Annotated in this window: 18 protein-coding genes and 1 tRNA gene; 3 read left to right on the top strand and 16 right to left on the bottom strand. The window is 64.7% G+C overall.

The genetic code is table 11. The features are described 5' to 3' along the window. Window positions 1-107 precede the first annotated feature (107 nt). The 6 genes from CXY70_RS15645 to CXY70_RS15620 form a co-directional block, all read right to left on the bottom strand. Entirely contained in the window at window positions 108-1,112 is a 1,005-nt protein-coding gene (locus tag CXY70_RS15645; RefSeq protein WP_104193274.1) for a glycosyltransferase family 2 protein, read from the bottom strand. Then, window positions 1,109-2,158 carry a polysaccharide pyruvyl transferase family protein gene (locus CXY70_RS15640; RefSeq protein ID WP_146066159.1) on the bottom strand — a complete coding sequence of 350 codons (1,050 nt, stop codon included), beginning with the start codon at window positions 2,156-2,158 and terminating at the stop codon, window positions 1,109-1,111. The genes CXY70_RS15645 and CXY70_RS15640 overlap by 4 nt, the downstream gene beginning before the upstream one ends. Next, window positions 2,155-3,387 (bottom strand): glycosyltransferase, encoded by a 1,233-nt coding sequence (locus CXY70_RS15635; protein ID WP_104193272.1) that lies wholly within the window; start codon window positions 3,385-3,387, stop codon window positions 2,155-2,157. The genes CXY70_RS15640 and CXY70_RS15635 overlap by 4 nt, the downstream gene beginning before the upstream one ends. After that, a complete protein-coding gene (locus CXY70_RS17875) occupies window positions 3,384-6,335 on the bottom strand; it encodes an oligosaccharide flippase family protein (RefSeq protein ID WP_158251001.1) in 2,952 nt (983 codons plus the stop codon). Before CXY70_RS17875 ends, CXY70_RS15635 begins: the two co-directional genes overlap by 4 nt. Continuing rightward, complete coding sequence (locus tag CXY70_RS15625; protein WP_199183462.1) at window positions 6,332-7,351, bottom strand: glycosyl transferase; 1,020 nt, start codon at window positions 7,349-7,351, stop codon at window positions 6,332-6,334. Before CXY70_RS15625 ends, CXY70_RS17875 begins: the two co-directional genes overlap by 4 nt. Before the next feature lie 84 nt (window positions 7,352-7,435). Continuing rightward, window positions 7,436-8,863, bottom strand: coding sequence for a hypothetical protein (locus tag CXY70_RS15620; RefSeq protein ID WP_104193270.1), 1,428 nt, complete (start codon window positions 8,861-8,863; stop codon window positions 7,436-7,438). Window positions 8,864-9,057: 194 nt separating this feature from the next. On the opposite strand from CXY70_RS15620, the gene CXY70_RS18555 reads away from it, so the two are divergent. Continuing rightward, window positions 9,058-9,582 carry a DapH/DapD/GlmU-related protein gene (locus CXY70_RS18555; RefSeq protein ID WP_146066158.1) on the top strand — a complete coding sequence of 175 codons (525 nt, stop codon included), beginning with the start codon at window positions 9,058-9,060 and terminating at the stop codon, window positions 9,580-9,582. On the opposite strand, the gene CXY70_RS15610 is transcribed toward CXY70_RS18555, so the two are convergent. From CXY70_RS15610 to CXY70_RS15575, 8 genes are all read right to left on the bottom strand, one after another. Then, entirely contained in the window at window positions 9,566-10,099 is a 534-nt protein-coding gene (locus CXY70_RS15610; protein ID WP_104193268.1) for a YdcF family protein, read from the bottom strand. The genes CXY70_RS18555 and CXY70_RS15610 overlap by 17 nt on opposite strands. 32 nt (window positions 10,100-10,131) lie before the next feature. Next, complete coding sequence (locus CXY70_RS15605; protein WP_104193267.1) at window positions 10,132-11,259, bottom strand: acyltransferase family protein; 1,128 nt, start codon at window positions 11,257-11,259, stop codon at window positions 10,132-10,134. Between the two features lie 13 nt (window positions 11,260-11,272). Beyond that, window positions 11,273-12,127 carry a hypothetical protein gene (locus tag CXY70_RS15600; RefSeq protein WP_146066157.1) on the bottom strand — a complete coding sequence of 285 codons (855 nt, stop codon included), beginning with the start codon at window positions 12,125-12,127 and terminating at the stop codon, window positions 11,273-11,275. A gap of 69 nt (window positions 12,128-12,196) precedes the next feature. Then, window positions 12,197-12,670: a VanZ family protein gene (locus tag CXY70_RS15595; RefSeq protein ID WP_104193265.1), complete on the bottom strand. Its 474-nt coding sequence runs from the start codon at window positions 12,668-12,670 to the stop codon at window positions 12,197-12,199. A gap of 30 nt (window positions 12,671-12,700) precedes the next feature. Further along, on the bottom strand, window positions 12,701-14,194 hold the full coding sequence (locus CXY70_RS15590; RefSeq protein WP_104193264.1) for an MFS transporter: 1,494 nt from the start codon (window positions 14,192-14,194) through the stop codon (window positions 12,701-12,703). Between the two features lie 134 nt (window positions 14,195-14,328). Next, window positions 14,329-14,402 (bottom strand) — tRNA-Pro (locus CXY70_RS15585). A gap of 63 nt (window positions 14,403-14,465) precedes the next feature. Beyond that, on the bottom strand, window positions 14,466-15,458 hold the full coding sequence (locus tag CXY70_RS15580; RefSeq protein WP_104193263.1) for a metallophosphoesterase: 993 nt from the start codon (window positions 15,456-15,458) through the stop codon (window positions 14,466-14,468). Then, a complete protein-coding gene (locus tag CXY70_RS15575; RefSeq protein ID WP_233205980.1) occupies window positions 15,455-18,064 on the bottom strand; it encodes a transglycosylase domain-containing protein in 2,610 nt (869 codons plus the stop codon). Before CXY70_RS15575 ends, CXY70_RS15580 begins: the two co-directional genes overlap by 4 nt. Before the next feature lie 71 nt (window positions 18,065-18,135). Here CXY70_RS15575 and CXY70_RS18055 point away from each other — a divergent pair, with 71 nt between their 5' ends. Together CXY70_RS18055 and CXY70_RS15570 are read left to right on the top strand one after the other, a co-directional pair. Then, a complete protein-coding gene (locus CXY70_RS18055; protein ID WP_166806342.1) occupies window positions 18,136-18,303 on the top strand; it encodes a hypothetical protein in 168 nt (55 codons plus the stop codon). Window positions 18,304-18,305: 2 nt separating this feature from the next. Next, window positions 18,306-18,776, top strand: coding sequence for a RidA family protein (locus tag CXY70_RS15570; RefSeq protein WP_104193261.1), 471 nt, complete (start codon window positions 18,306-18,308; stop codon window positions 18,774-18,776). Window positions 18,777-18,787: 11 nt separating this feature from the next. Here the strand turns inward: CXY70_RS15570 and CXY70_RS15565 are convergent, their stop codons facing one another. Next, the gene (locus CXY70_RS15565; protein WP_158251000.1) at window positions 18,788-20,014 is read right to left on the bottom strand and encodes an acyltransferase; all 1,227 of its coding nucleotides are present in this window, start codon (window positions 20,012-20,014) and stop codon (window positions 18,788-18,790) included. Window positions 20,015-20,221: 207 nt separating this feature from the next. Then, on the bottom strand, window positions 20,222-22,195 hold the full coding sequence (gene acs, locus CXY70_RS15560; protein WP_104193259.1) for an acetate--CoA ligase: 1,974 nt from the start codon (window positions 22,193-22,195) through the stop codon (window positions 20,222-20,224). Between the last annotated feature and the right edge of the window lie 326 nt (window positions 22,196-22,521).

Here is a 22,521-nt window from a genome sequence, read left to right as displayed (position 1 = left end):
TTGAAAGCGTTAAGCTCTCGCGGTTCGGCGGCGGAAAGTCACCGCTCGACGAAGCGAATGCCGCCGCTGACGGCTTGGCGAATGCGTGCCAAAACTCACGACACCGCTCAGGCGGCACCCTGCTTGGCGGCCAGGCGCAGCAACTGATGATGCAGCGGAATGCTCAGCTTTGCCGTGCCCGCCAGCGCTAGTCGTTTCCAATCGCGCCGGCGCGCGGCTAACAGTATGAGGCGCCAGGTCAGGCGGGAACGCAATTCGGAGACGATCTCGTCCCGCTCTTCAGCATCGTACGGCCCGGTCAGCGCGTCCTTCAGCCCGGAGAGCAGCACGTAGCGCAGCCGAAAGTAGCCGTACGAGTTAGAACCGATGATGCGGGTATCCAGGGTGATCGCCGCGTTCGTGATGGCCTGCTCCACCAGCAGAAGCGACTCGGCTCGGCGCAACCCCGAGCGGATGATCGACCCACCACGCACAACATAGGAATAGAGAGAGTCGCTGATGAACGCCACGCGATCGGCGGCGGCGAGCAGTTGGGCCACCATGGCCAAGTCGGAATGCACCCGGGTCGGGGTGAACTCGATCTCCTTCGTGAGAGAACGGCGGAACAACTTATTCCAGAGATGCCCGGTCAGCTTGCCGTCGAGCAGCAGCACAAAAGCCTCTGCGCCGGTGATCGGATCGTTTACAAGTGGCGCAACCAACGGGCGCTGTTGGCCGGAGTAGACATACATCGCACCGCAGACGATCACGTCGGCGCCCGTAGACCTGGCCGCCGCTACGAGCTTCTCCAGCGCAGAGTCCGCCCATTCGTCGTCACAATCGACGAACCACACAAACTCGCCCCGACTCTCGGCCACCGCCCGCGCCCTCGCCCGCGCGACGCCGCCGTTCTGCTCCTGGCGAAAGTAATGAACGGCGGCGTGCGCTGCAGCCGCTCGCAGGCCGATCGAAGCCGTCGTATCCGTTGAGCCGTCGTCGACCACAATGATCTCGAAATTGTCGATGGTTTGGGCCAGGAGTCGTTCGATGGCGCTTTCCAGAAACTCGGCGGCGTTGTAGGCCGGTAGGATGACGCTGACAACCGGCGAACCCGCCACGTGTGCCCCGGTCATGCGGTGAGCTTTTCAATAGAACGGGTCAGCTCCCGTAGGGAAGCGCGCGCCTCGACGACGTGGCGCAGAATCGGCTCCCGGCGGCTGATCACGTCGCGCGCCCGGCGGTCGAGTGCCGCGGGGTCGGGCAGAGTCCAGCCGATCGTGGCGCCCTTGATGCCGACCGCGTCGAGGGTGCGAGCCGCCTTCGACTGGGCAGCATCGGCGATCACGAGCGGCAGCGCGCCCTCGCTCAGGCCGATCACGACAGCGTGCAGCCGGTCGCTCACCACGAGCAGTGACCGCTGGTAGACCGCCCGTAGTTTCTGCTCCTGAGCGAGATGGTCAGGACCGTCCCAGACCAGCGCCGTGCCGCCGAGCTTGACGGCCAGTTCCTCGGCGAGGGGCCCGTCTCGTTCGATCTGTGACACCGTCACGATCTCGAGTTCGAGGGTATCGGCCAGGCCGCGCAGTGCCGCCAGCCACGTGTCGTCGGGGCGCCGCCCGTTGTAGCGCACCGACACGGCCAGCAGCGGGCGAGAAGCGGTTGACGCGAGCAGATCGGCATCTTCTGCCCCCGTAGCGAAGGCCCAGTCGGGAGCGATGCGGCCCAGGCCCATTGTGCCGCGGCTGTAGGCGTCACGCCAGGCCACGAGGTCGCACAGGCGCAGTGTCGCCGCCACCGGAATGCGCCAGCCCGTCTTCTGCCGCACGCCGAACCCGGCGTGTACGGCATGCCCGCCGCGCAGCCGGTTGAGCGCGAGGTGGGGCGCGAGGCGCAGATAGCGCAGAGCATAGGCGCGCTGCAATTCCATTTCGCCGGCGTTGAAGGCGTAAACGGATGCCTCCCGCAGAGTCGATCGCGAAATCTCGCGCCGCCATTCTGCGTTGGTGCGGTACACCCGGTCTTCGTCGTGCAGGCCGAGCCCGCTCAGGTAAAAGTCCGATCGGGCCCCGACGAAGACCTGCAGTTCGCCGGCGCCTCGAAGTGCATCGAGAAAGGCCCGTCGCAGCACGGTATCGCCGACGTTATCGATCTGGCCCATAGCCGAAGCGAAGATTCTCATGCGCGTTCCACGACCCGAAGCAAGACCCGTTCCAGGTCGCTGCCGCTCGCTTCCTCCGAAAAACGAGCCAGCCAGGGCTCGATGTGCTCGAGGGGGAGATCCACCGCCCGCAGAATGGCGTCGGCAAGGTCCGCTGGATGCGCGGACAGCGCGAGTTCGCCCGTGATGCCGGGCACAATCGCATCCGCTACCCCGAGGGCCCCCGAAACGGCAACCGAGGGGTAGCCGGCTGCGGCCGCTTCAACGAGCACGTTGCCGAAACCCTCCCGGCTTGAGGTAAGCAGTGCCACCGAGTTATCGCCGAAGTGGTCGAACCAATTTTCGACCCAGCCGCGATGGTGAAAGGTCACGTTTTCCTGCCGGGCTGCGGCCTGTACGTCGTCGAGCAGCGGACCGCCGCCGAACGAGACGACCTCGACGACGATGCCGCGACGGGCGAGCTCGGCGGCGGCCGCGATGGCGAGCAGCGGCCGCTTTTGCGCCACGAGCCGGCAGGCCAGCACGATCTGAATGCCATTGGCTGATCCTGGACGGCGTTCGGATCGCGCCACGATCGTCGTTCCCCCCGGCTCGACGAGTTCCGTGCCGTCGTCGCCCCCGACTTGGACGTGCGCTCCCGTCGTGCCCTGCCCGCGCCGGGTGCCGCGTAGTTTCGCCGTTGCGGGGTTGGCGACGACGGTGATGCGGTCACCGTGCACTCCGAAAGCCGCGATCATCTCAGCGGCGACCGGATGCGAAATGGCGATCACGTGGTCGGCCCACGGATACAGGCGCTTGGCAAACCAGATTTTCACCCGGTGGGCAAGATTCGATCCGGGCAGCCCGAGCGACACCAGGTTGCGTTCACTCACGAGCACGCGGGGGCGCAGGCGTGCTGGCATCAGGTGAGCAGCCGTCAGCAGCACCAGGTTCGGGTGGGCCTGCAGCGATATCGCCACGTCGGGCTGCCAGTCGAGCAGGCGGCGCCGCAGTGCGGTGGCCTTCTGCAGGTGCCCGCGTTGCCCGGATAGAGAGAAAGACGCGACACCATCGGGCAGGTACTCCGGCTTCACCTCAGCGGAGGTGAGCACGACAGCCACCTCGTAGCCCTGGTCGGCGAGCCAGCCCATCCAGGTGCGGGCCACGAATTCTGCCCCCCCACCATGCAATGACGGAATAACGAAGAGGATGCGGTGGAGCGAGGGATGCTCGCGCGCGTAATCGGGCGGGGTCTGCACGGAGAGTGTCATGCGGGGCCTTGTCTGTGGGAAGTCGGGCTCGGGGCCGTGAGGGTAAAAGGATGGGTATGCGTAGCACTCGGCAAGCCCGAGAAGTTCAGGGCGGCCAGGCGCTGAACCTCGGGCAGCCGCGCAGCCAACCGGTCGCGATACCTCTCCCGATCGGCCAGCACCGATAACGCCACCGGAATCATGCGTCCGGCCAGGCCGACGCCCGGCTCGACGCACAGTTCCTGCGTGTCAAAAAGCCGCATCATGCCCGCGACCTTGCCCTGGGTGGACAGCGCGACGGCAGGCACCCCGTGGAACATGGCCTGCACGGCGAGGTGCATGCGGCCGGTCAGTACGATTTCGGCGCCGGCACACAACCCGCGCACTTCGGCCGGGGTGAGCAAGCGATTCACCAAAACAACGCGGGAATCGGTCACTCGGTCTGTCGGGGCCAGACGATCAGTCTGCGTCAACCGATCGAACACGGCCCGGCAGGCGGCAGCGTCGTCACCGCTGGTGCGCACGACGTGCGGCAGCAGTACCACCTGAAGCCCCGCCTCCAGCAGCGCCGTCACGATCCGGGCGTACTCTGTGGTCTGGTCGAAACTGCGGCCGACCAGAGCGCTGGCATTTACGACGGCATAGCGGGCCGGCGTGGCTCCGAGATATTCCGTTACGGCGAGGGCGGAGTTGGTCCGGGCCGCGAACACGGCATCGGCGACGTCGACCACGGTGTCGAATCGATCGGCGCGGGCGCGCGCGCTGGAGACGGGGTCACGCAGTTGTAACCGCGTTCCCATACGGCCGGCCCGCGCGAGCGACCGCCGCACTCCCACGTTGGCGTGGCCGTTCCAGCTGAAGCCGAGGATGCGCGCTTCGACGCCGACGCTGCGCGCCAGACTCGCAACATCCGCTCGGCGGGCGGAGGCACGCACGCTGTACGCGCCGTCCATAATGTCGGCGCCGATCACGCTCAGTGACCGGGCGCCGCCCAGTACGGGAGCCAGCATTGCCATGGCCTGCCGGTGCGCCGGCCCCTTTCCGTAGATGAGGTGTGGAATCGGAACGAGTTGCGCCCGCCAGGCGTGCTGCGACGGAATTTGCACGTCGGTCGGCCGCCGCACGAGTACCTGTACTGGTCCCGTCACATTTTCGAGAAAGGCTTCGACCATGGCCTGATCACCGATATTGCCCTCGCCGGGCGGGGCGACGAGCACGTGAGCGCGCTCTGTGCCCGCGTCGAACGGGCGCAGTCGGTTGGTCGCGCGTTTCAGAGCGGCACGATCGCGCAGGAAGGGCACAGTGGATGCTGCGGCCAAGCCGTGCACCACCCGGTCCAGCCGGCGGATTATGCGCAAGCGTGTGCGCCCCACTTTTCGGGCACGGGTGGGGGGGTGGGTGGGCGTTAGCTGGTCGGTGTCGACGGTCGCGTCGACGTTGCCGTCTTTCGACGACTTCGCTGAGCGCAGAAAGCTTCGGGCCTGGGCGATCGAGCGCACATCCCGGCGAAAGGTCGGCCAGACCAGCATGACCAGGCCGATCGCCGCGAGCAGGGCGACACCGCCGAGCGCGACGCGCGCGAACGGCAGGTCGACCGGAATCCACTGCACGGCGGACCAGCTGATACCGGTCGCGAAGCCATAGCCGAGAATGGCGCGTACGCCGGCCAGGAACATGGCGCGCGCTGGCGCCGTTGTGACCCGGCTGATCCACAACAGACCGATCGGCCAGATCAGCGCAACGCCGATCGAATACCCGGCAGCCACGCCGTAAACGCCCCAGAGTGAGCCGACCAGCACGAACACGACGAGCAGCGGCCGGGTGGCGAGGGCGAAATACAGGTTTTGCTTGGTAACGCCCTTCGACAGGAATACCCAGTAGGTCGCGTAGGCGGCGGCCTCGAAGAACCCGGCAATGGCGAGGATCTGAAAAATCGGGGCGGAGCCGAGCCAGTTGCTGCCGAGGGCGATGCTGATGATCGGCAGGGCCTGGGCACAGGAGAAAGCGAGCACGATGGTGACCGCGTGCAGCATGATGGTCTGCCCGAGCAGAATGAACCGGTCGTATTTGGGCGGGTCGTCCTGCAATCGAGCCAGCACGGGCAGGGCCACCCGGGTGGATGGTCCGTTTATCTGGTTGAGCGGCAGCAGCAGCAGCTGGAACGCGCGGTTGTACAGCCCGAGCGGCCCGGCACCGAGGGTCGCGCCGATCACGATCGAGTCCGTGTTGCGGCTGGCGTAGCCGAGCAGTTGGGTGCCAGCCAGGTTCGACCCGAACATGATCAGGTGACGCATCGGCGCGGTGCGGTGATACCAGCCGGGAAACCAGTGGGTGACTGGGATGAGAATGAGGATGGTCAGAATGCCCTGGCTGATCTGCTGCCCGGCGAGGGCCCAGTAGCCGAAACCGTTCAGCGCCATCGCGATGCCGATGGCGAGGCCACCGACCTGGGCTCCGATCTCCGACCCGGCGAGGGCCTTGAAATGAAAATTGCGGTTTAGGTCTGCACGAAACTGGGTGGCAAGGCCGTTAAGCAGAAAGGTGGCCGCGAGCACCTGGGTGAGGAGCACGAGCCGGTCGTCGCCGTACAGGGTAGCGATGAGCGGGCTGCAGAGCACCGCCAGCAGCATGAGCGCAAGCCCGATCAGGCTGTTGATCCAAAACAGGTTGTTTTTTTGGTGCCGACTCAGGTCGCGCACCTGAATGGCGGCCGACGACAGCCCAAAGTTACGCAGCACTTCGCCGACGCCGATGATCGCGGCGACCGATGCGACCAGACCATAGTCGCTCGGGTCGAGCAGTCGGCCAAGCACGACGATGCCGCCGAGCTGCACGCCGATGCGGATGAGCTGGCCGACCAGTGTCGTCGACGCGCCGCGTCCGGCGGTGCGGCCCAGGCCGGCGGTGGACCGTGGCTTCTCGGGCCGCTCAGGTGTTTCGGGCGCATCGGGCGGAAGCGTCGCGGTCAACGGATGCTCCGCCCGGCCAGTTCCAGCGCCCGCAGGTAGGTTCGATAACTCTGCAGGCCGAGGGTATTCCAGTCCCGATCGTCGAGCCGCGGGCGCGGGGGGGAGCCGGCGGCGCGCATCCGCTCGAGGGTGCCGCGTAAAATCTCCGGCGTGAGCTCGCCGTCGTAGAGGTAGATCCAATCGGGCCCGACCTCGTCGGCTAGGGCCCGGTTCGAGGGCGTCGACGGCACGAGCACCGGGCGATCGAGCGACAGCGTCACGAGCAATACCCCGGAATTATGCATTTCGCGGTAAGGCAGCACGACCAGCTCGCACCCGCCGACTTCGACCACCAATTCTTCGTCGGAGACGAAGCGCAGCACCGAGCTAATGCGTGCATCCTGTGCGGTTTCGGCCGTGATGATCTCGCCGAGACCGCTCGATGGCCGCCCCACAACGCGGAGCGTCAGGTCCGGTCCCGGCAGCGCCCGAAACACCTGCAGAAGGGTCTCGACGCCCTTATACGGGCGAATGAGCCCAAAATAGAGGATGCGCCCACTGATCGAATCGGGCCGCGGCATGTCGCTGAAGCGGTCACGGTAGTGGCCGTGCAGAATGGTGACCGCCCGGGATTCGGGCTCCACAGGCGTGGTTGGGTTCAGGCGGATGACCAGCGCCGTGCGTGCGTCGAGCGCGTCGAGAGCGCGGGTCTCGGCACCCGCGCCGGCTTCGTGCGGGGCCAGGTTATGCATGGTTCGCACAATAGGAATGTGCTGCAGCCGGGCCCGCAGCAGCAGCGCGTACAGCGCCCCGCGTCGCAGCCGTGCCTTCACAGGGCGCGGCGCGCGAATGAGTAACTCCGGCCAGTGCACGTGAAGAACGTCGTAGCGGCCGAGCAGCGCGGTGCGCCAGGTGAAGAAGCGCATGGTCACCGCATCGGGCGCCCCCTCGACCACTTGGTTGACGTACCGGGTGGTGCCGTCGGGCGGGCTCAAGGATTGCAACACGGTGATGTGTGTCGTGCCTGTATTCATCACGCCCATATCTGTCACGGGCCGGTGAAAACGACCGGCGAAACTGAGAATCTTTCGGTTTAGCGTAGCGCGCGCGCTGCGAACGCGTTAGAGCCGCGCATACCCCCGTTTGGGGCGAAGAGTCTCCCGCCCTTTGCGGAGCTCGAGCGGGGCAGCGGCATCCGCTCGCGTCGGATGCAAGGCGAGAAGAAGCAGGCATCCGAGCAGCAGGTGCATCGGGCGCAGGGCGTCGATCGCGTTGAAGCCGGCGATGCATACCGTGTACGCCACCAGGGCGGTTGCCGCTCCGACCGCCCGGCGGGAGAGCGCATGAGCGACGGCCGAACCGACCATGAGCAGGAACAACGCCACCCCGGGCAGACCGATGCTGATGAGCAGTTGCAGCAGCGAGTTCTCGATGGTCACGTCGTCGAACAGGCGCCCGGTGATGCCCGAGGTGCCCGGGCCCGACCCGATCCAACCGGTGAAGTTTGCGGCCTGTATCGATACCCAGACACCGAGGTCACGCGCCTGCGAAGACAGTTCGGCTTCGATCGAGTTGTTGCGGGCGGTGAAAGCGTCGAACTGGAACAGCCCGACCACAGCGACGACCATCAGCACCGCGAGCAACGCGAACTTGCCCCACCGTTTGTCGCCGCGAAGTACGAGCGACACCGCGTAAGCGAAGGCGATGGCGATGGCCGCAGAGAGGATGGCGCCGCGCGAAACGGTGGCGACGAGCCCGAGACCGCTGAGCACGGCGGCGGCGAGGGCAGGTTTCGAACTTTCCCGCAGCCACACGCCGATGGCGAGGGCGCAGGCCACGGCAAAGAACAAGCCAGCGAAGAGCGGATGCCCGAACGACGCGGTCGCGCGATACACCGACCAGTGCTGGCTGTCACTGAGGCCGAGCACACTGAACAGGGTGCCCCAGACCGGATTGGCGCGCAGCGCGCCCTCGATCAGCGCGTATGCGCCGAGGGTGGCTCCGAGCACGAGCCAGACCCGTCGAATCCAGTACGCCTCCCGACTGGCGGTTTGGATGGCGAGCGGGAGCAACACCCCAGCGCTGAAGCTGATGATCCAGCCAAGGCTTGCCTGCAGGTCGGTGCTGCGCACGAGCGCGAACAGCGACCAGGCCAAAAACAGCAGGGCGAAGTAGCGGGTGGCTGACCGGAAGGGGGCTGGCACAGCGTCGGGCTGCCGGTCGGCGGAGCCGGTGAGCAGTCGACGCACGGCCCAGATGACGATGATCATGGTGGTCAGCGGCAGGGCGCCGATCGGGCCGTCCTGCGGCAGGATGCGGGCCGGAACCAGTGCGAAGGTGGCCAATGCCACAGCGGGAAGGATGTGCGCCGGCAGCAGGAACAGCGTCACGACGGCGACGAAAGCCAGCAGGGCTAGCGGAAGCACAATGATGCCAAGCTCGGTGACGAAGCGTGGCAGCACCAGGCTGGCCACGACCACGAACAGCGCAGCAAGCGCGACGAGAATGATCGGCGTGCGGCGCAGGCGCAGCATGGTGGAATCGAACATCGGCCGCCTTCGGGGGAGGTCGTGCAGTCAATAGTGGTCGCGCAGTGGGTAAACGAGATCTGGCTGTAGCCCTGATTTGTGATCAGGCGCAACGATAACACGTGAATTTTCCTCAGCGCCAGCAGGATCGCTCGAAAACCGATACTTTGAGCGGGTCGCTGAACGCCTGAACCACCAAGGAAGTGGAGTTTCCGGTGAAATTTTCCCGCCTGACCTACAGATTTCAACGAAGCACCCGAGGCCGGGTTTACGCCATGCGTGCCCTGGGCGTGCAGATCGGTGCCGGATGCCGCATCCTCTCCGACATCATCACGACGGAACCGTGGCTCATCTCGGTCGGTGACCGCGTGACCATCAGCTCCGGCGTGACGTTCGTCACCCATGACGGATCCGGCTGGCTCTACCGGGATGAGCGCGGCCGCCGTTACCGGTTTGCACCGATTCAGGTAGGCTCCGACGTCTTCATCGGCGCTGGCGTCACCGTGCTGCCGGGCGTTCGAATCGGCGACCGGTGCGTGGTCGGAGCCGGGTCGGTGGTCACCGCATCGGTGCCGGACGGCACCATCGTGGCCGGCGTTCCGGCCCGGCCGATCAAGGACTGGCCCGAGTTCCACGCGGGGCTTGCCGCATGGCCGGCCGAGGCTGACATGGTCGGCCAGACGTACCGCCAGCGGGTCGACTCGATCGCTGAGGGGTTCCAGGTCAACAAGCCGGCGTAATCCACGCCTTGACGAAACCGGCGGTCTGGTAGACGAGCTGGTAAGCCCATTTCAGCGGATCCATCGGCTGCCGGGCACCGACCACAGCGAGGGAACCGGCGTAGCACCGGCTGATCTGCACTCGGGCTCGGCTCACATGGTAGCTCGAGGTGACCACGATCACCCGATTCCACCCTTGGGCAGTCGCGAACGCGGCGATCGCTTCGGCTTCACCGCGGGTCGTCGTTGGGTGCGCGTCGAAGCACTGCACCTGGATCGTCGTGCCAGGTACTGGAACGGCGCGCGCACACAAATTTGCCGGGCGAGTGTCGCCGCCGAACGCGTCTGAAATGAAAATCCTCTCGCTGTACCCGGTTTCGGCGAGGTCCACGGCCTTCGCAACCACGGCAGCGCTGCCGAGTCCTCCGAGAACAACGATGGCGTCGGCCGGGCTTGCTGGGTCCTCGCGGGGAAACATGACGGTAAGAGTGGTGACGGCTGCAAGTCCCATGATCAGCAGCACCAGGCCGGTGAGCATGACCAGCGCGCGCTGTCGCCGGCGAGCTCGTCTTAATCGCTGCGTGGCAGCATCCGCTCTGGGGATTCTGCCGACTCAGCCGAAACGGATGCTGCCGCTTGCGCCGTTACGTTTCCGGCAGAAGCGCGACCGGAGAACCAGGCCGGCACAACGAAACCATAGCGGAGCACCGGAAGGTCGCGCACGAGGCGCCACAACAGCAGGGAGGCGGCGACCGCACCACCCGCGACGATCAGGGGGAGCACCGGGCCGAGGCGGTCGAGCCAGGTCTGGCCGCGGGCGAGCAGCAGCAGGCTGGTTAGGGCGGAGACGAACAAAACGTGCACGACGTAGATTGGCAGGGTGTTACGGCCCACATAGATCAGCCAGGTGAACGCCCGAAAGCCCACCAAAAACCGGGCTACGAGGAGGCCGGCGCCGAGGGCCAGCAGGCTCACCACGACGAGAGTACCCGTGATGAACGGCACCCGAGCGTCGACGGTGAGAATCACGCCGGCCAGCCCCAGGAACCCCGCTCCGAAACCGAAGCCGAGCCAGAGGGCGCCGAACCGGCTGGGCCGGTTGACGAAAGCCAGGATCCACCCGCGCAGGTAGCAGCCGAGCAAAAAGAACACGAAGTAGCGGCCGATGCCGTTCCAGGCGATGTTGCCGGTGTCGGCGCGCGCGAAGAACAACACCGACAGCGCGGCGGCAACAGCGATCTGCACCCGCCAGTCGACGCGATTTCGCATGAGCTTTGAAGCAATGAAGAACAGGGTGAGGGCGTAAAGAAACCAGAGGCCGTTGCTGGGCCGCAACGGGGCGAGCAGCAGATCGAGCGGGTTGGTCTCGTCGAAGCCCGCGGGGTTTGGCAGCAGGGAGAAATACCCAAAGCGGATGACTGTCCACAGCAGCAGAGCCCAGACCAGCAGGCTCAGCCGGGTACGCCAAAGAGTGGGCCAGGTGCGTGTGATGATCGACGCGGCGAACAGTCCGGAGGCGAGAAAGAACAGCGGCATGCGAAACACGATGAAGACGAGATTGATCTTGTTCCACAGTTCGGGGGCCAGGCCTGAAAGAACCGTCCACTGCACCGCGTGCGCCAGGGCAACGAGCAAAATTGCAATACCCTTCGCGCCATCGACCCAGTCCACCCTGCTGCGATCGATCTCATTGCCCATTAGTCCCTCTCTATCAGACCGACCACTGTGCGAAGGTTTTGATCATGTCGGTGTGGGCAAAACCCGGCGTCCCGTGGGCGAGCGTGTGATACATCACTTGGGCATCGGCGGCGACCGGCTTGATCTTATTGATCAGGGCGAGGCCGTTCCTGCTCGGCACGACGACGTTATCGGGGTGGGCATCATCGGAGACGAGCACCTTGACCCGGCTATTGGTCCACGGGGTCGCACTGATGCGTGCGGGGTTGGTTCCCTTGATCAGGGTGAGGTCGTTGCCGTAGGCGTCTCCGACGTGCGCCTGGTTTTTGGTGTCGTAGGCGTAGAGCCACTCGTTGTCGTAGAGACCGTTGACCATGTACAGGCCGCGAATGTACGGGATGAGCTTCTTGCCATAGGTGTAGCAGCCGAGCGATCCGCCAAAGGAGGTGGCGCGCAGAAAATTGCGGCGCACGGTGTACAGCGCGTTCAGGTAGGTCCACGCGTTCTTCTGCGCCGTCGTGGCGATGGAGTTGGTGTACTGGGTGCCACCGGCGTTGATGCAGATGGCAATGCTGTTCTGATCGACAACGAGCTCGCCGGGGTACTTGAAGCCACCGTTGAGAGCGTTGTGTGAGCTGGAGGCTGCGTGGTAGAACCAGACGGCACCCACAGCGGCCGCTGAGTTCATCGAGATCGTCTGCGGAATGAACAGGCGGGCACGATCACCGCCGATGTCCACTTCGATGTTGTCGTAGAGCTTTCTACCCTTCTGGGTGAGTACGTTGGAGAGGCGCGACACCTCTCCCGGTAGTTTCGGAGCGGTGGCAGCGAACGCGGCGGGTGCGCCGAGCGCACCGAAACCAAGCGTTGCTGCGCCAGCAGTTGACAAAGTGAGAAACCCTCGACGATCCATGCTGCTGAAGATAGCAGAGAGAATCGAAGCGGTCCAATCTCAAAGTCATTGAAGTTGGATTGGGCGGGCTGCGGGGCACGGCCCCAGGGTGAGACGAAGCACGATCAGCGCCAGTACGGTGCCGATCACCGCCCCAAGGCTGTTGGCTACGACGTCGTTGACGGTCGCGAACCGCTCGGGCAGAAAAACGAGCTGGCCAAGCTCGATCATGGCACTGATCAGGGCGCCGATCACCGGGCCGAGCCACCAGCGGCGCGCCCCGGCCAGGACCACGAGGAGCAGGCCGACCGGAATGAACAGCGCGATGTTAGCGGTGAACTCAATCGTGCCGTAGTCAACTCGATTTGGCATCCCGTGCGCGTGTAACCAGGTCACGAAAGCCCCGATCGCCCCGTGCACGTTGCGGTCGACGGGCGTTGGCCAGAATGCGATCAAAGCGAGGGCCACAAAGTAGGCCAGCACAATCCACAGGGCGCCGCCACGCAGCAGGCTGTGTCGATGTCGTCGAATGGCGTTCATGACACCTCCTGGTTACTGATCAACTCTGCACTACTCGGCGGCTGCGACCGGGCGGTTGTCCGCGACGCGTTTCGGCAGGGCAAAGACGAGCATGAGCGCGACAAGGGCAAATCCGGCGCTCACCGCCATCGCCATTGTGGCGCTGTGGGTGAAAGCCGCGGCGAGGGCATCCGCTCCCGGGCCGGTGACCGTGAGCGTGCCAAAGAATACGCTGCCGATTACGGCGATACCCACCGCGCTGCCGACGCGCTGCATCACGCCGATTACGCCGCTCGCGCCGCCGGCTTCAGTAGGGTCGACGGTCGCGACGATGAAGGACACGTTCGGGGCGATGAAGAAGCCGCTGCCGAGGCCCGCGATGAACAGGGGCGGCAGCAGGTGCCAATTTGTGAGGTCCCCCGGAGTGGTCAGGAGCATGACCAGCCAGATCCAGACCAGGCCGATCGTGACGAGGGCTACGCCGACGACGAGAACGGTGCGTCCCAGGCGCTTGGCCAGTCGGTCGCTCTGCGATGCGCCGAGAATCGTGCCGACAGCGAACGGAATGGAGACGATGCCCGAATCGAGCGCACTGTGCCCAAGACCCGCCTGCCAGAGAATGGAGATGGTGAAGAAAATGCTGGTGAACGCTGCGAAGTAGACCAGTGCGAGAACGACTCCGCCGGTGAACGCCGGGTGCGCGAACAGGTGAGGGGGTACGAGCGGGCTACCGTCACGCCGCGCGACGGAGACTTCCCAGGCACCGAAGGCCACCACGAGCAGCACGCCGGCAGCGAGGGTAAGGAAGGTCCAGAGCGGCCAGCCTTGGTCCTGGCCCTCAATCAGTGGAACTAAAAGAGCGACCAGGCCGGCCGAGATGAGTGCGAGTCCAAACCAGTCAGTGCCCGTCCGCGACACCGGTGTCGCTCGCGGGAGTGCGGCGCCACCGGGCAGGAGGAAGACAGTGGCGATCAGGGCGAGAACGCCGATCGGCAGGTTCACCCAAAAGACCAGGCGCCAGCCGTTCGGGGCGCCGAAGGCCTCGATAATCAGGCCGCCGACAATGGGGCCAAGCGCAGTGGAGACTCCGATGACCGAGCCCATGATCGCGTAGGCCTTGCCGCGGGCCATCGGTGGGAACATCAGCTGAATGACGGCGGTGACCGCCGGCACGAATACGCCGCCGGCCAGTCCCTGCACGACGCGGGCGACGATGAGTTGCAGGTCATTCTGCGCGAGCCCGCAGGCGAGGCTGGCGATGGTGAACAGGGCCAGGCCGGTGAAGTAGACCCATTTGTGCCCGTACCGATCGCCGACCCGCCCCGCTGGAATGAGCGCGAGGCCGAAAGCGAGGGCGTAACCGGAGATGATCCACGAAAGCGTAGCCTCGCTGGCGTCGAGGCTCGTGCGGATGCTCGGCAATGCAACGTTCACGATGGTCGTGTCGAGCAGAGCCATGAACATACCGGCGAGAAGAACGATTAGCGCCTGCCAGGCCCGGCGTGAAACGACGGACGTCGTTGGGGTGGCGGGCGTAGAAGTCATGCGGGAGATCCATTCGCGCCGGTCTCCCGGTGATCCTCGGCAGGAGTGACGCCGGTGCCGACAGGCGATCCTACAACAAATCCCCCACTCGAGTGGAGTGGGGGATTATGCGTTGTCCGCCGAATTTACTGCTGTCGGGGTAACAGGATTTGAACCTGCGACCTCGTCGTCCCGAACGACGCGCGCTACCAAGCTGCGCCATACCCCGATGGCCCGTGAGCCTCAATTAGTATAGGCGCTCATACCCTCCGGCGACGAATTGAGCCTGAAGCTAGGCGGAGGTCAGGGTGAGCAGCGTCGCCTCGGGCGGGCAGGCGAAACGTACGGGCGCATAAATAGAGGTTCCAAGGCCGGCCGAGACGTTCAGGAATGCGGTTCGCAAGCCATGGTTCCAGAGGCTCAAGCCCTTGACCTGGCGCCGTGGAATATCGCAATTGGTTACGAGGGCACCGAAACCCGGCACGCAGACCTGGCCGCCATGAGTGTGGCCGGCCAGAATCAGTTGGGCGCCATGGTTCACAAAAGAGTTCAGCACCCGCTGGTAGGGCGCGTGCGCCACGCCCACCGTCAGCGTGGAGCGCGGTGCTGCGGCCTCTTCAGGGTCGGGCCAGACGTCGTCACCGAGCGGATCGTTGGCCCGTAGGTCGTCGATCGCCCGCGTGATCAGGTCGAGTCGGTCCCGCCCGATGTGCGGGTCGTCGACGCCGAAGAACTCCACGTGGGTGTCTTTCAGGTCGAGAGCCTCGGCCGCATTGTTGATGTCGGTCCAGCCGAGATCGGCGAACACCCGGCGCAGCGCATCGGTGTCGAGTTCTTCCCGGCGAATGGTGCGCCGGCTTGACGGCCCCCCGAAGTAGGTGAACGGGTTCTTCACCTGCGGTCCGATGTAGTCATTGGAGCCGTTGACGAACACACCGGGAATGCCGCGGAACGGGGCGAGGGCATACTCGATGCCACTGACACCGTCTTCATGACCGAGGTTGTCGCCGGTATCGACGACAAGGTCGGGTTTCAGGGACGCGAGGCTGCGCACCCACTCCTGCTTGTTCTTCTGCCACGGAGCCATGTGCAGGTCGGACAGATGCAGCACCCGAATGGAGGTCGACCCCGGCGCGAGCACCGGAACGTTCACCTCACGCAGCGTGAATCGGTTGCGCTCCACAAGCGCGCCCCAGGCGAAGGCGGCCAGGCCAACCGCGCCGGCTGCCGCGAGCGACGTGCCGACGAGTTGCCCGCCCTCGCCGAGGCGGCGAAGCGCGGTCATTCGTCCCGGCCGTTATTGGCGCCGGAGTTGGGCGCGGTCGTGGTCGGAGGCGTCGGTGGGGTGTACTTGCCGATAACGATGGTTACGGCGTCGCCGGGGCGGCCGGCCGTTCCCTCGCCGGGCTGGATGGCCATGACTTTGCCGTCCTGCGCCTTGTCCGCGGTTGGCTGTTCGGTCTTGGCCACGGTGAAACCGTAGGGAGCGCCGGAGAGGGTACCTCGGGCATCCGCTTCGGTCTTGCCGATCACCGAGGGGATCGTGACCCCCGTGCCGTCGCTCGAGCGTGCCGTGACGGTGGCACCGCGAGTGGATGCCGACCCGCCGGCCGGATCCGTGCTGGCCACGGTTCCCGCTGGCATCTCCGAACTGGTTACGCCGCCGTCGACGAACAGGAAGCCGGCCGCCTCAAGGGTGGTCTTGGCTTCGGCCATCGACTTACCGCGCACGTCCGGCACCGGAACGGCGACCGCGTTGATTACGCTCGACGAGGCCTCGGGAAAGTCGTCTCCGCCGTACTTTGCGTTGGCAGCCGACATAATCTTTGGCCAGATGGTGTGGCGCACGTCAGAAGCCTGTCTGCCGAAGAAGGAACTGTTGCGCTGGTTCTTATAGTTGTTTCCGCCGACGTTCACCACGCCGACGACGGTGGCCACCTGAGTGGTCGCACCGCTCATCCAGGTGTCCTTGGCGGCGTCTGTGGTTCCGGTCTTACCGATCATCGGCAGGCGCGGTGACGTTCTGCCATTGGACGCTCGGGCGGTTCCGTTAGTCATAACGGTCTGCATGGCGTACTGCATGCCCGCGGCCACCGCGGGCTCCACCGACTGCGTGCAGGTCGACTTGGGGATCGGCAATTCGGTACCGTCGGAGCTGATCATCTTTGAGATGGCGATCGGAGTGCAGGTCATGCCGTTGTTGGCGATTCCAGCGAAGGCCGCCGCCATAGTCAGCGGTGCGATCTCGTTGGTACCGATCACCGAGGAGGCACCCTGATCGAGGTTGGCCCCGTCAGCGCGGTGCACGCCAAACGATTCGGCGGTCTTGCGAATGCCGCACAGGTCGAGCTTCTTGGCCATGCCGATGAAGCCCGTGTTGATGGAGTTGGTCGTGGACTGCAACGCCGAATAATTGGGATTCGATTCACTGCTGCCGCCGTCATTACGCGGGTTAAAGCGGCCATCCCAGTTTTGCACACCGAGGCAGCTGTCTTGAAAGTCGCCCCAGTTGGCTTTGCGCCGAGAGTCGACCCGCTCCGTTAGCGCATGGCCCTCCTTGAGCCACTCGGCCAAGGTGAACACCTTGTAGGTAGAACCCGGCTGAAACCCATTCGATCCGCCGTAGGCGAAGTCGGTGTTGTAGTTCAGGCCCGTGTAATTGGCGCCGGTTGCCTGCACTGTGGGGTCTTGGCTGTAATCCTTGTTCTGAGTCATTACGAGAACGGCTCCGGTTCCGACCTTTACACTCGACACCACGCCGCCAACGTTCCAATCGTTGACGACCTTGGGGACGCTCGCGTTGAGCGCAGCGACGGCGGTGGCCTGAAGGTCGAGGTCGAGCGTCGTGTAGACGTCGAACCCGCCGCGGGTGAAGTTGTCGATGCGTTCCTCTGCGGTGGCACCGAAAGTCACGTCGTTCTTGAGAATCTTGGTCACATAGTCGCAGAAGAACGCGTTATCGCCGGCGGTCTGGCAGCCGGTGCTAGGAACGGTGATGACGGGCTCGATCGGTGTTGCAACGGCCGCGTCATGGTCGACCTGGGTGATCTTGTCGTACTTGAGCATTTCGTTGAGAATATAGTCGCGCCGAGATTTGTTGTCGGCGTAGCCGTTGGCGGCGCCGTTCGTCTCGCTGGCGGGGCGGTCAAGCTGAAACTTGACCGGGTTGTTGACGATCGCCACCAGGCTCGCCGCCTGCGGCAGTGTCAGGTTGAGCGCGGTGGTGTTGAAGTAGTAACTTGCGGCGGCTTCAATGCCATATACCGTTCCGCCGTAGCCGGCGATGTTGAGGTAGCCGCGCAAGATGTCTGCTTTTTCGTACTTTTTCTCAATGCCGATGGCCAGGCGCATCTCGCGCAGCTTGCGGTCAGCGGTCGTCTTGGTGGCATCGTCGTAGCAGGCGTCGGCTTTCTCTTCGTCGGTCATCACCTCGCACTTTTGAATGAGCACGTTCTTGACGTATTGCTGAGTGATCGAGGATCCACCGCGGGTTTCACCGCCGGCCAGGGTCTGCACTGCCCCGTTGAAGCTGGACTGGATGTCTACGCCGCCGTGCTCCATGAAGCGTGGGTCTTCACCGGCGATGGCGGCATCTTTGGCGAACTGGCTGATCGCGTCGGAGGGGATATCGACCCGGTTCTGCTCGTAGAACGAGGCCAGAAGCACGCGGGTGCCCACCGGATCCTCGGCGTTCGTCGACGCGTAGATGTTGCTCTTCTGGGCGAGCCGATCGATGGACAGGTACTCGGGCAGGCTATCGAACACGTTGATGGTGTTCGTAGCGGCCATGCCGGACAGAGCAACGGCTGGGGCGACGGCGGCGGTCACGAGAATGCCGGCAACGGCGCTCATCCCGACGAAACCCAGGAAACCCCCCAGAGCCCCGCTCACGGTTCGATTTTTGGCAGACATACAATTGAGCGTAAGCGACAAATCTGAATGCCCGCCTCAATAGGAGTCACATGCCCGCCTGGGAGTACCTCACAACGCCGTTGATGATCCACAACACGGCCGCCATCTTGAACAACTGGGGCTCTGACGGGTGGGAACTCGTGCAGGTCGTAACCGGCCCCGAGGGCGGCCTGGTCGCTTACCTCAAGCGCCCGCTCACCCCTAAGGAAGAGGCGTAATTATGTCCCACATCGAAGCACGCCTGGCCGAACTGGGCATTGAACTGCCGAGCGTCGTGCCGCCGGTCGCCGCGTACCTACCCGCCGTGATCAGCAATGGTTTCGTCTACACCGCCGGCCAACTGCCCATGGTCTCTGGTGCCCTACCCGCCACCGGCAAGGTCGGCGACGGTCACGGCCTCGTGCCGGCTGCCGACGCCCAGGAGTACGCCCGCACCTCCGCGCTCAACGGTCTCGCTGCCATCAAGAGCGTGATCGGGTCGCTCGACCGTATTACCCAGGTCGTTAAGGTGACGGGCTTCGTCGCCTCCGACCCTGCGTTCACCGGCCAGCCAATCGTCGTCAACGGTGCTTCCGACGTGCTCGTGGAGATCTTCGGCGACATCGGCCGTCACGCCCGTTCCGCCGTCGGCGTCGCGGTGCTGCCGCTCGACGCCCCGGTCGAGGTTGAGCTCATCGTGGCGTTCGCGTAGCTGACCCGCGCCTACGGGCGGCTCGCGAGCCGGGACATCCGCTGTGAAACGGATGCCCCGGCTCGCGTGCCATAGACCTGCGCCGGTTGCTCGACAAACCGCGTCATCAGCTGGGCGACCACCAGGCTGAGTGGCACCGACACGAGGGCGCCCAGCCACCAGTGGGCGGGGCCGGCGAGCACTGCGAAGGCCACCACGATGGGAAAGTGTACGAGGTACAGGCTGAAGCTGACGGACCCGAGCCAGTCGAGTGTTCGCCGCGTCCGCGGCGCAAGGGCCAAGCCCCGCTCCGACGTCGAGGCGGGCCAGAAAGCCACCGTCGCCACGATCACAAATGCGCCGACCACCCGCAGCGAAAGCGTGATGTCGCTCCACCCTCCGCTGGTCAGCGGGCGCAGCATCCAGTAAGCCACGAGCAGAAACGGGCCGAGCGCGGCCAGCGTCCACCCGAGCACCCGGCCGCTGGCGCTCTCGACCAGCCGGTCGCTGCAGCGTTGCGGGTCGTCATAGTTGGCAGCCAGAAGAGCGCCAAGAGCGAACGGCGGCAGATACATGAGCGATTGGGTCGTCGTGACGTAGCCGATACCGGCGAGCGCGCACAGTATGACGACCCAGAGCAGAATGCGGCGAATGGGAACGCTGACCGGTTTGCGGGTGAACGCTGCGACGGCGACGAACACCGGAAGCAGCAGGGAGAACCACAATTCCCAGACCAAAGACCAGAGCGGCGGATTGATGTCGGGCCGCCGGGTTACGCCGATGATGCTGGCTTCGCGCAGTAGGTTGCCGAGGCCGAGGTCTGGCGTGTCCTGCCGGGCCAGCCAGGGCCCGCCCGCCGCGCCGACCGTGCGTGGCACCAAAACAATCCAGACGACAGCCAGGCCCACCGACACCACGACCGGTACCGCCAAACGGATCACGCGGCGCATGTAATAGGCGCTCCAGTCGTAGCGTGGCCCGGCCTCGCGGGCGGCCAGCGGGGAACGCACGAGCACGAAGCCGCTCAGCACAAAGAACACCAGTACGAACTCGGGCCCGGCGAGAAGAACCTTCAGCGGGGACAGCGTGGTCCACCACCCGGCGGAAAACAGCGGGACGCCGGTACTCGAGTCGTAGGCGGCGGCGATCTCCGGCACCGTCATGGACACATGGTGCGCCAGCACGACGAGGGCGGCCACTCCGCGCAGTGCATCGAGTCGGCCCAGGCGACCGCGCACGGGTGCCGCTGCTTCGGTCATGCCCACACAGTAGAACCACCCGCTGGTTTCAGGGTGGGAACGTGCATAACTCCTGCAATTTGTGGGGGCTGCGCGAAACATCCACGTGAAATCAGGGGGCCAGATCTGCTGCGGCGTCACAGTGCAGGAGTTACGGTGCCGGGGGACGAACGACAGCCGCCTTCCGAATGGAAGACGGCCGTCGTTGGCGGTGCGGGTAGTGGTTGACTACTTTTTCATTTGCGCGGTGATGGTGTTCATAACCATGGTGTCGGCGAGGGTCGTCACGTCGCCGACGTCACGCCCCTCGGCCGCGTCGCGCAGCAGACGCCGCATGATCTTGCCTGAGCGGGTCTTCGGCAGCTCGTCGACGATGTAGATGTCACGCGGACGGGCAATTGCGCCGATCTGCTGGGCTACGTGGGCCCGCAGAATGCTGACGATGTCCTCGTGCGATGCGATCTCGGACTGGCTGAACTTGATCACCACGAACGCGACGACCGCCTGACCGGTGGTTTCGTCAGTGGCGCCGACCACGGCGGCTTCAGCCGTGAGCGAATGCGCCACGAGGGATGACTCGATCTCGGCGGTGGAGAGGCGGTGGCCCGACACGTTCATCACGTCGTCGACCCGGCCCAGCAACCAAATGTCACCGTCGTGGTCGAGCCGAGCGCCGTCCCCGGCAAAGTACAGCGGACCGTCCTTCGCGCCGATGGTGCCCTCGAACTTGTCCCAGTAGGTCTCCTTGAAGCGCTCCGGATCGCCCCAGATGCCGCGAAGCATCGCCGGCCAGGGCTGGGTGACCACGAGCAGCCCGCCGTTTCCATGGCCAACGTGCACGCCGTCGTCGTCGAGTACGTCGATGGTGATTCCGGGCACCGGTACCTGCGCGGCGCCGGGCTTTGTCTCGGTGAGCCCCGCGAGGGCCGAAACCATGATCGATCCGGTCTCGGTCTGCCACCAGGTGTCCACGATCGGGGTCAGGCTGCTGCCGATGACCTCGCGGTACCACATCCACGCTTCGGGGTTGATGGGTTCGCCCACGGAGCCGAGCACGCGCAAGCTCGACAGGTCGAACTTTTGCGGAATCTGGCGTCCCAGCTTCATGAACGTACGGATGGCGGTCGGCGCTGTATACAGAATCGAGACCTTGTACTTCTCGATGATTTCCCACCAGCGACCGGTGTGCGGAGAATCGGGGGTGCCTTCGTAGAGCACCTGGGTTGCGCCGTTGGCCAGGGGGCCGTAGACCACGTAGCTGTGTCCGGTGATCCAGCCGACGTCGGCGGTGCACCAGTAGACATCCGTTTCAGGCTTGAGGTCGAACACGTTCTGGTGGGTGAACGCATTCTGGGTGAGGTAGCCGCCGCTGGTGTGCAGGATGCCCTTGGGTGCGCCGGTCGTACCCGATGTATACAGAATGAACAGCGGGTTCTCGGCCGGGAAAGCCTCCGCTTCGTGCTCGGGAGAGGCTGTTTTCATTGCGTCGGACCACCAGATGTCGCGGTCGTTCCACTGCACATCCTGGCCGGTGCGCTTGACCACGAGCACGTTCTTCACCGAGGAATCGTTGGTCTGCAGGGCGGCGTCGACGGCTGGTTTGAGGGCGCTGATCTTGCCCTTGCGGTAGCCGCCATCGGCCGTGATGACGAGCACGGCGTTGGCGTCGTCAATGCGCGAGCGCAGGCTCTCGGCGCTGAACCCGCCGAAAATGACTGAGTGCACGGCGCCGATGCGGGCGATGGCGAGCATGGAGATGACGGCCTCCGGGATCATCGGCAGGTAGACGGCCACACGGTCGCCGGCGGTGACGCCGAGCCCGAGCAGCACGTTGGCGGCCTTTTTGACCTCGGTAGTCAGTTCGGAGTAGGTGTAGCTGCGCGAATCACCGGGTTCGCCCTCGAAGTACAGCGCAACGCGGTCGCCGTTGCCGGCGAGAACATGACGGTCGAGGCAGTTATATGCGACGTTGAGTTCGCCGTCTTCGAACCACTTCGCGAATGGCGGGTTCGTCCAGTCCAGAGTCTTAGTGAATGGCTTGTGCCAGTGCAGCAAATTGCGCGCCTGATCAGCCCAAAACATGGCCGGGTCCTTCTGTGAGACTGCGTACAGGTCCTGTGTCGCTATCGTCTGTGCGGCGAACTCGGCAGTGGGCGCGAATCGACGCGATTCGTGCAGGAGGGTGTCAATTTTAACCGTCATATGTGTAATTCGCTCCTTTGCGGTACGTGCATGCAGGACATTGCCAGCTCAACTGAACACTACCGGTACTGGGCCAATCTCTGTATACACAAACGAAAAACTGAGAGATGAACCCTTGTTTCGGGGTGATTTTGCACCCCCCGGCCGAGTGTCCTCACAAATGAGGACATTGGACTTGCAATCTGAGCACGTCTGCGTAAACTGAACCATGTCTGAACGAAAGTTTTGACCAGCATCGCGTACGGTTCCCCCCAATCTGCGCGACGCTAGGCGGCACCTGTTCCCCCCAATAGGTGCCGCCCCTTCTATTTAAGCGATTCAGGGCT

This window comes from Cryobacterium sp. Y82 (genome assembly GCF_002929495.1).
GTDB classification, from domain to species: domain Bacteria; phylum Actinomycetota; class Actinomycetes; order Actinomycetales; family Microbacteriaceae; genus Cryobacterium; species Cryobacterium serini.
This window is presented reverse-complemented; position numbering and strand designations above follow the sequence as displayed.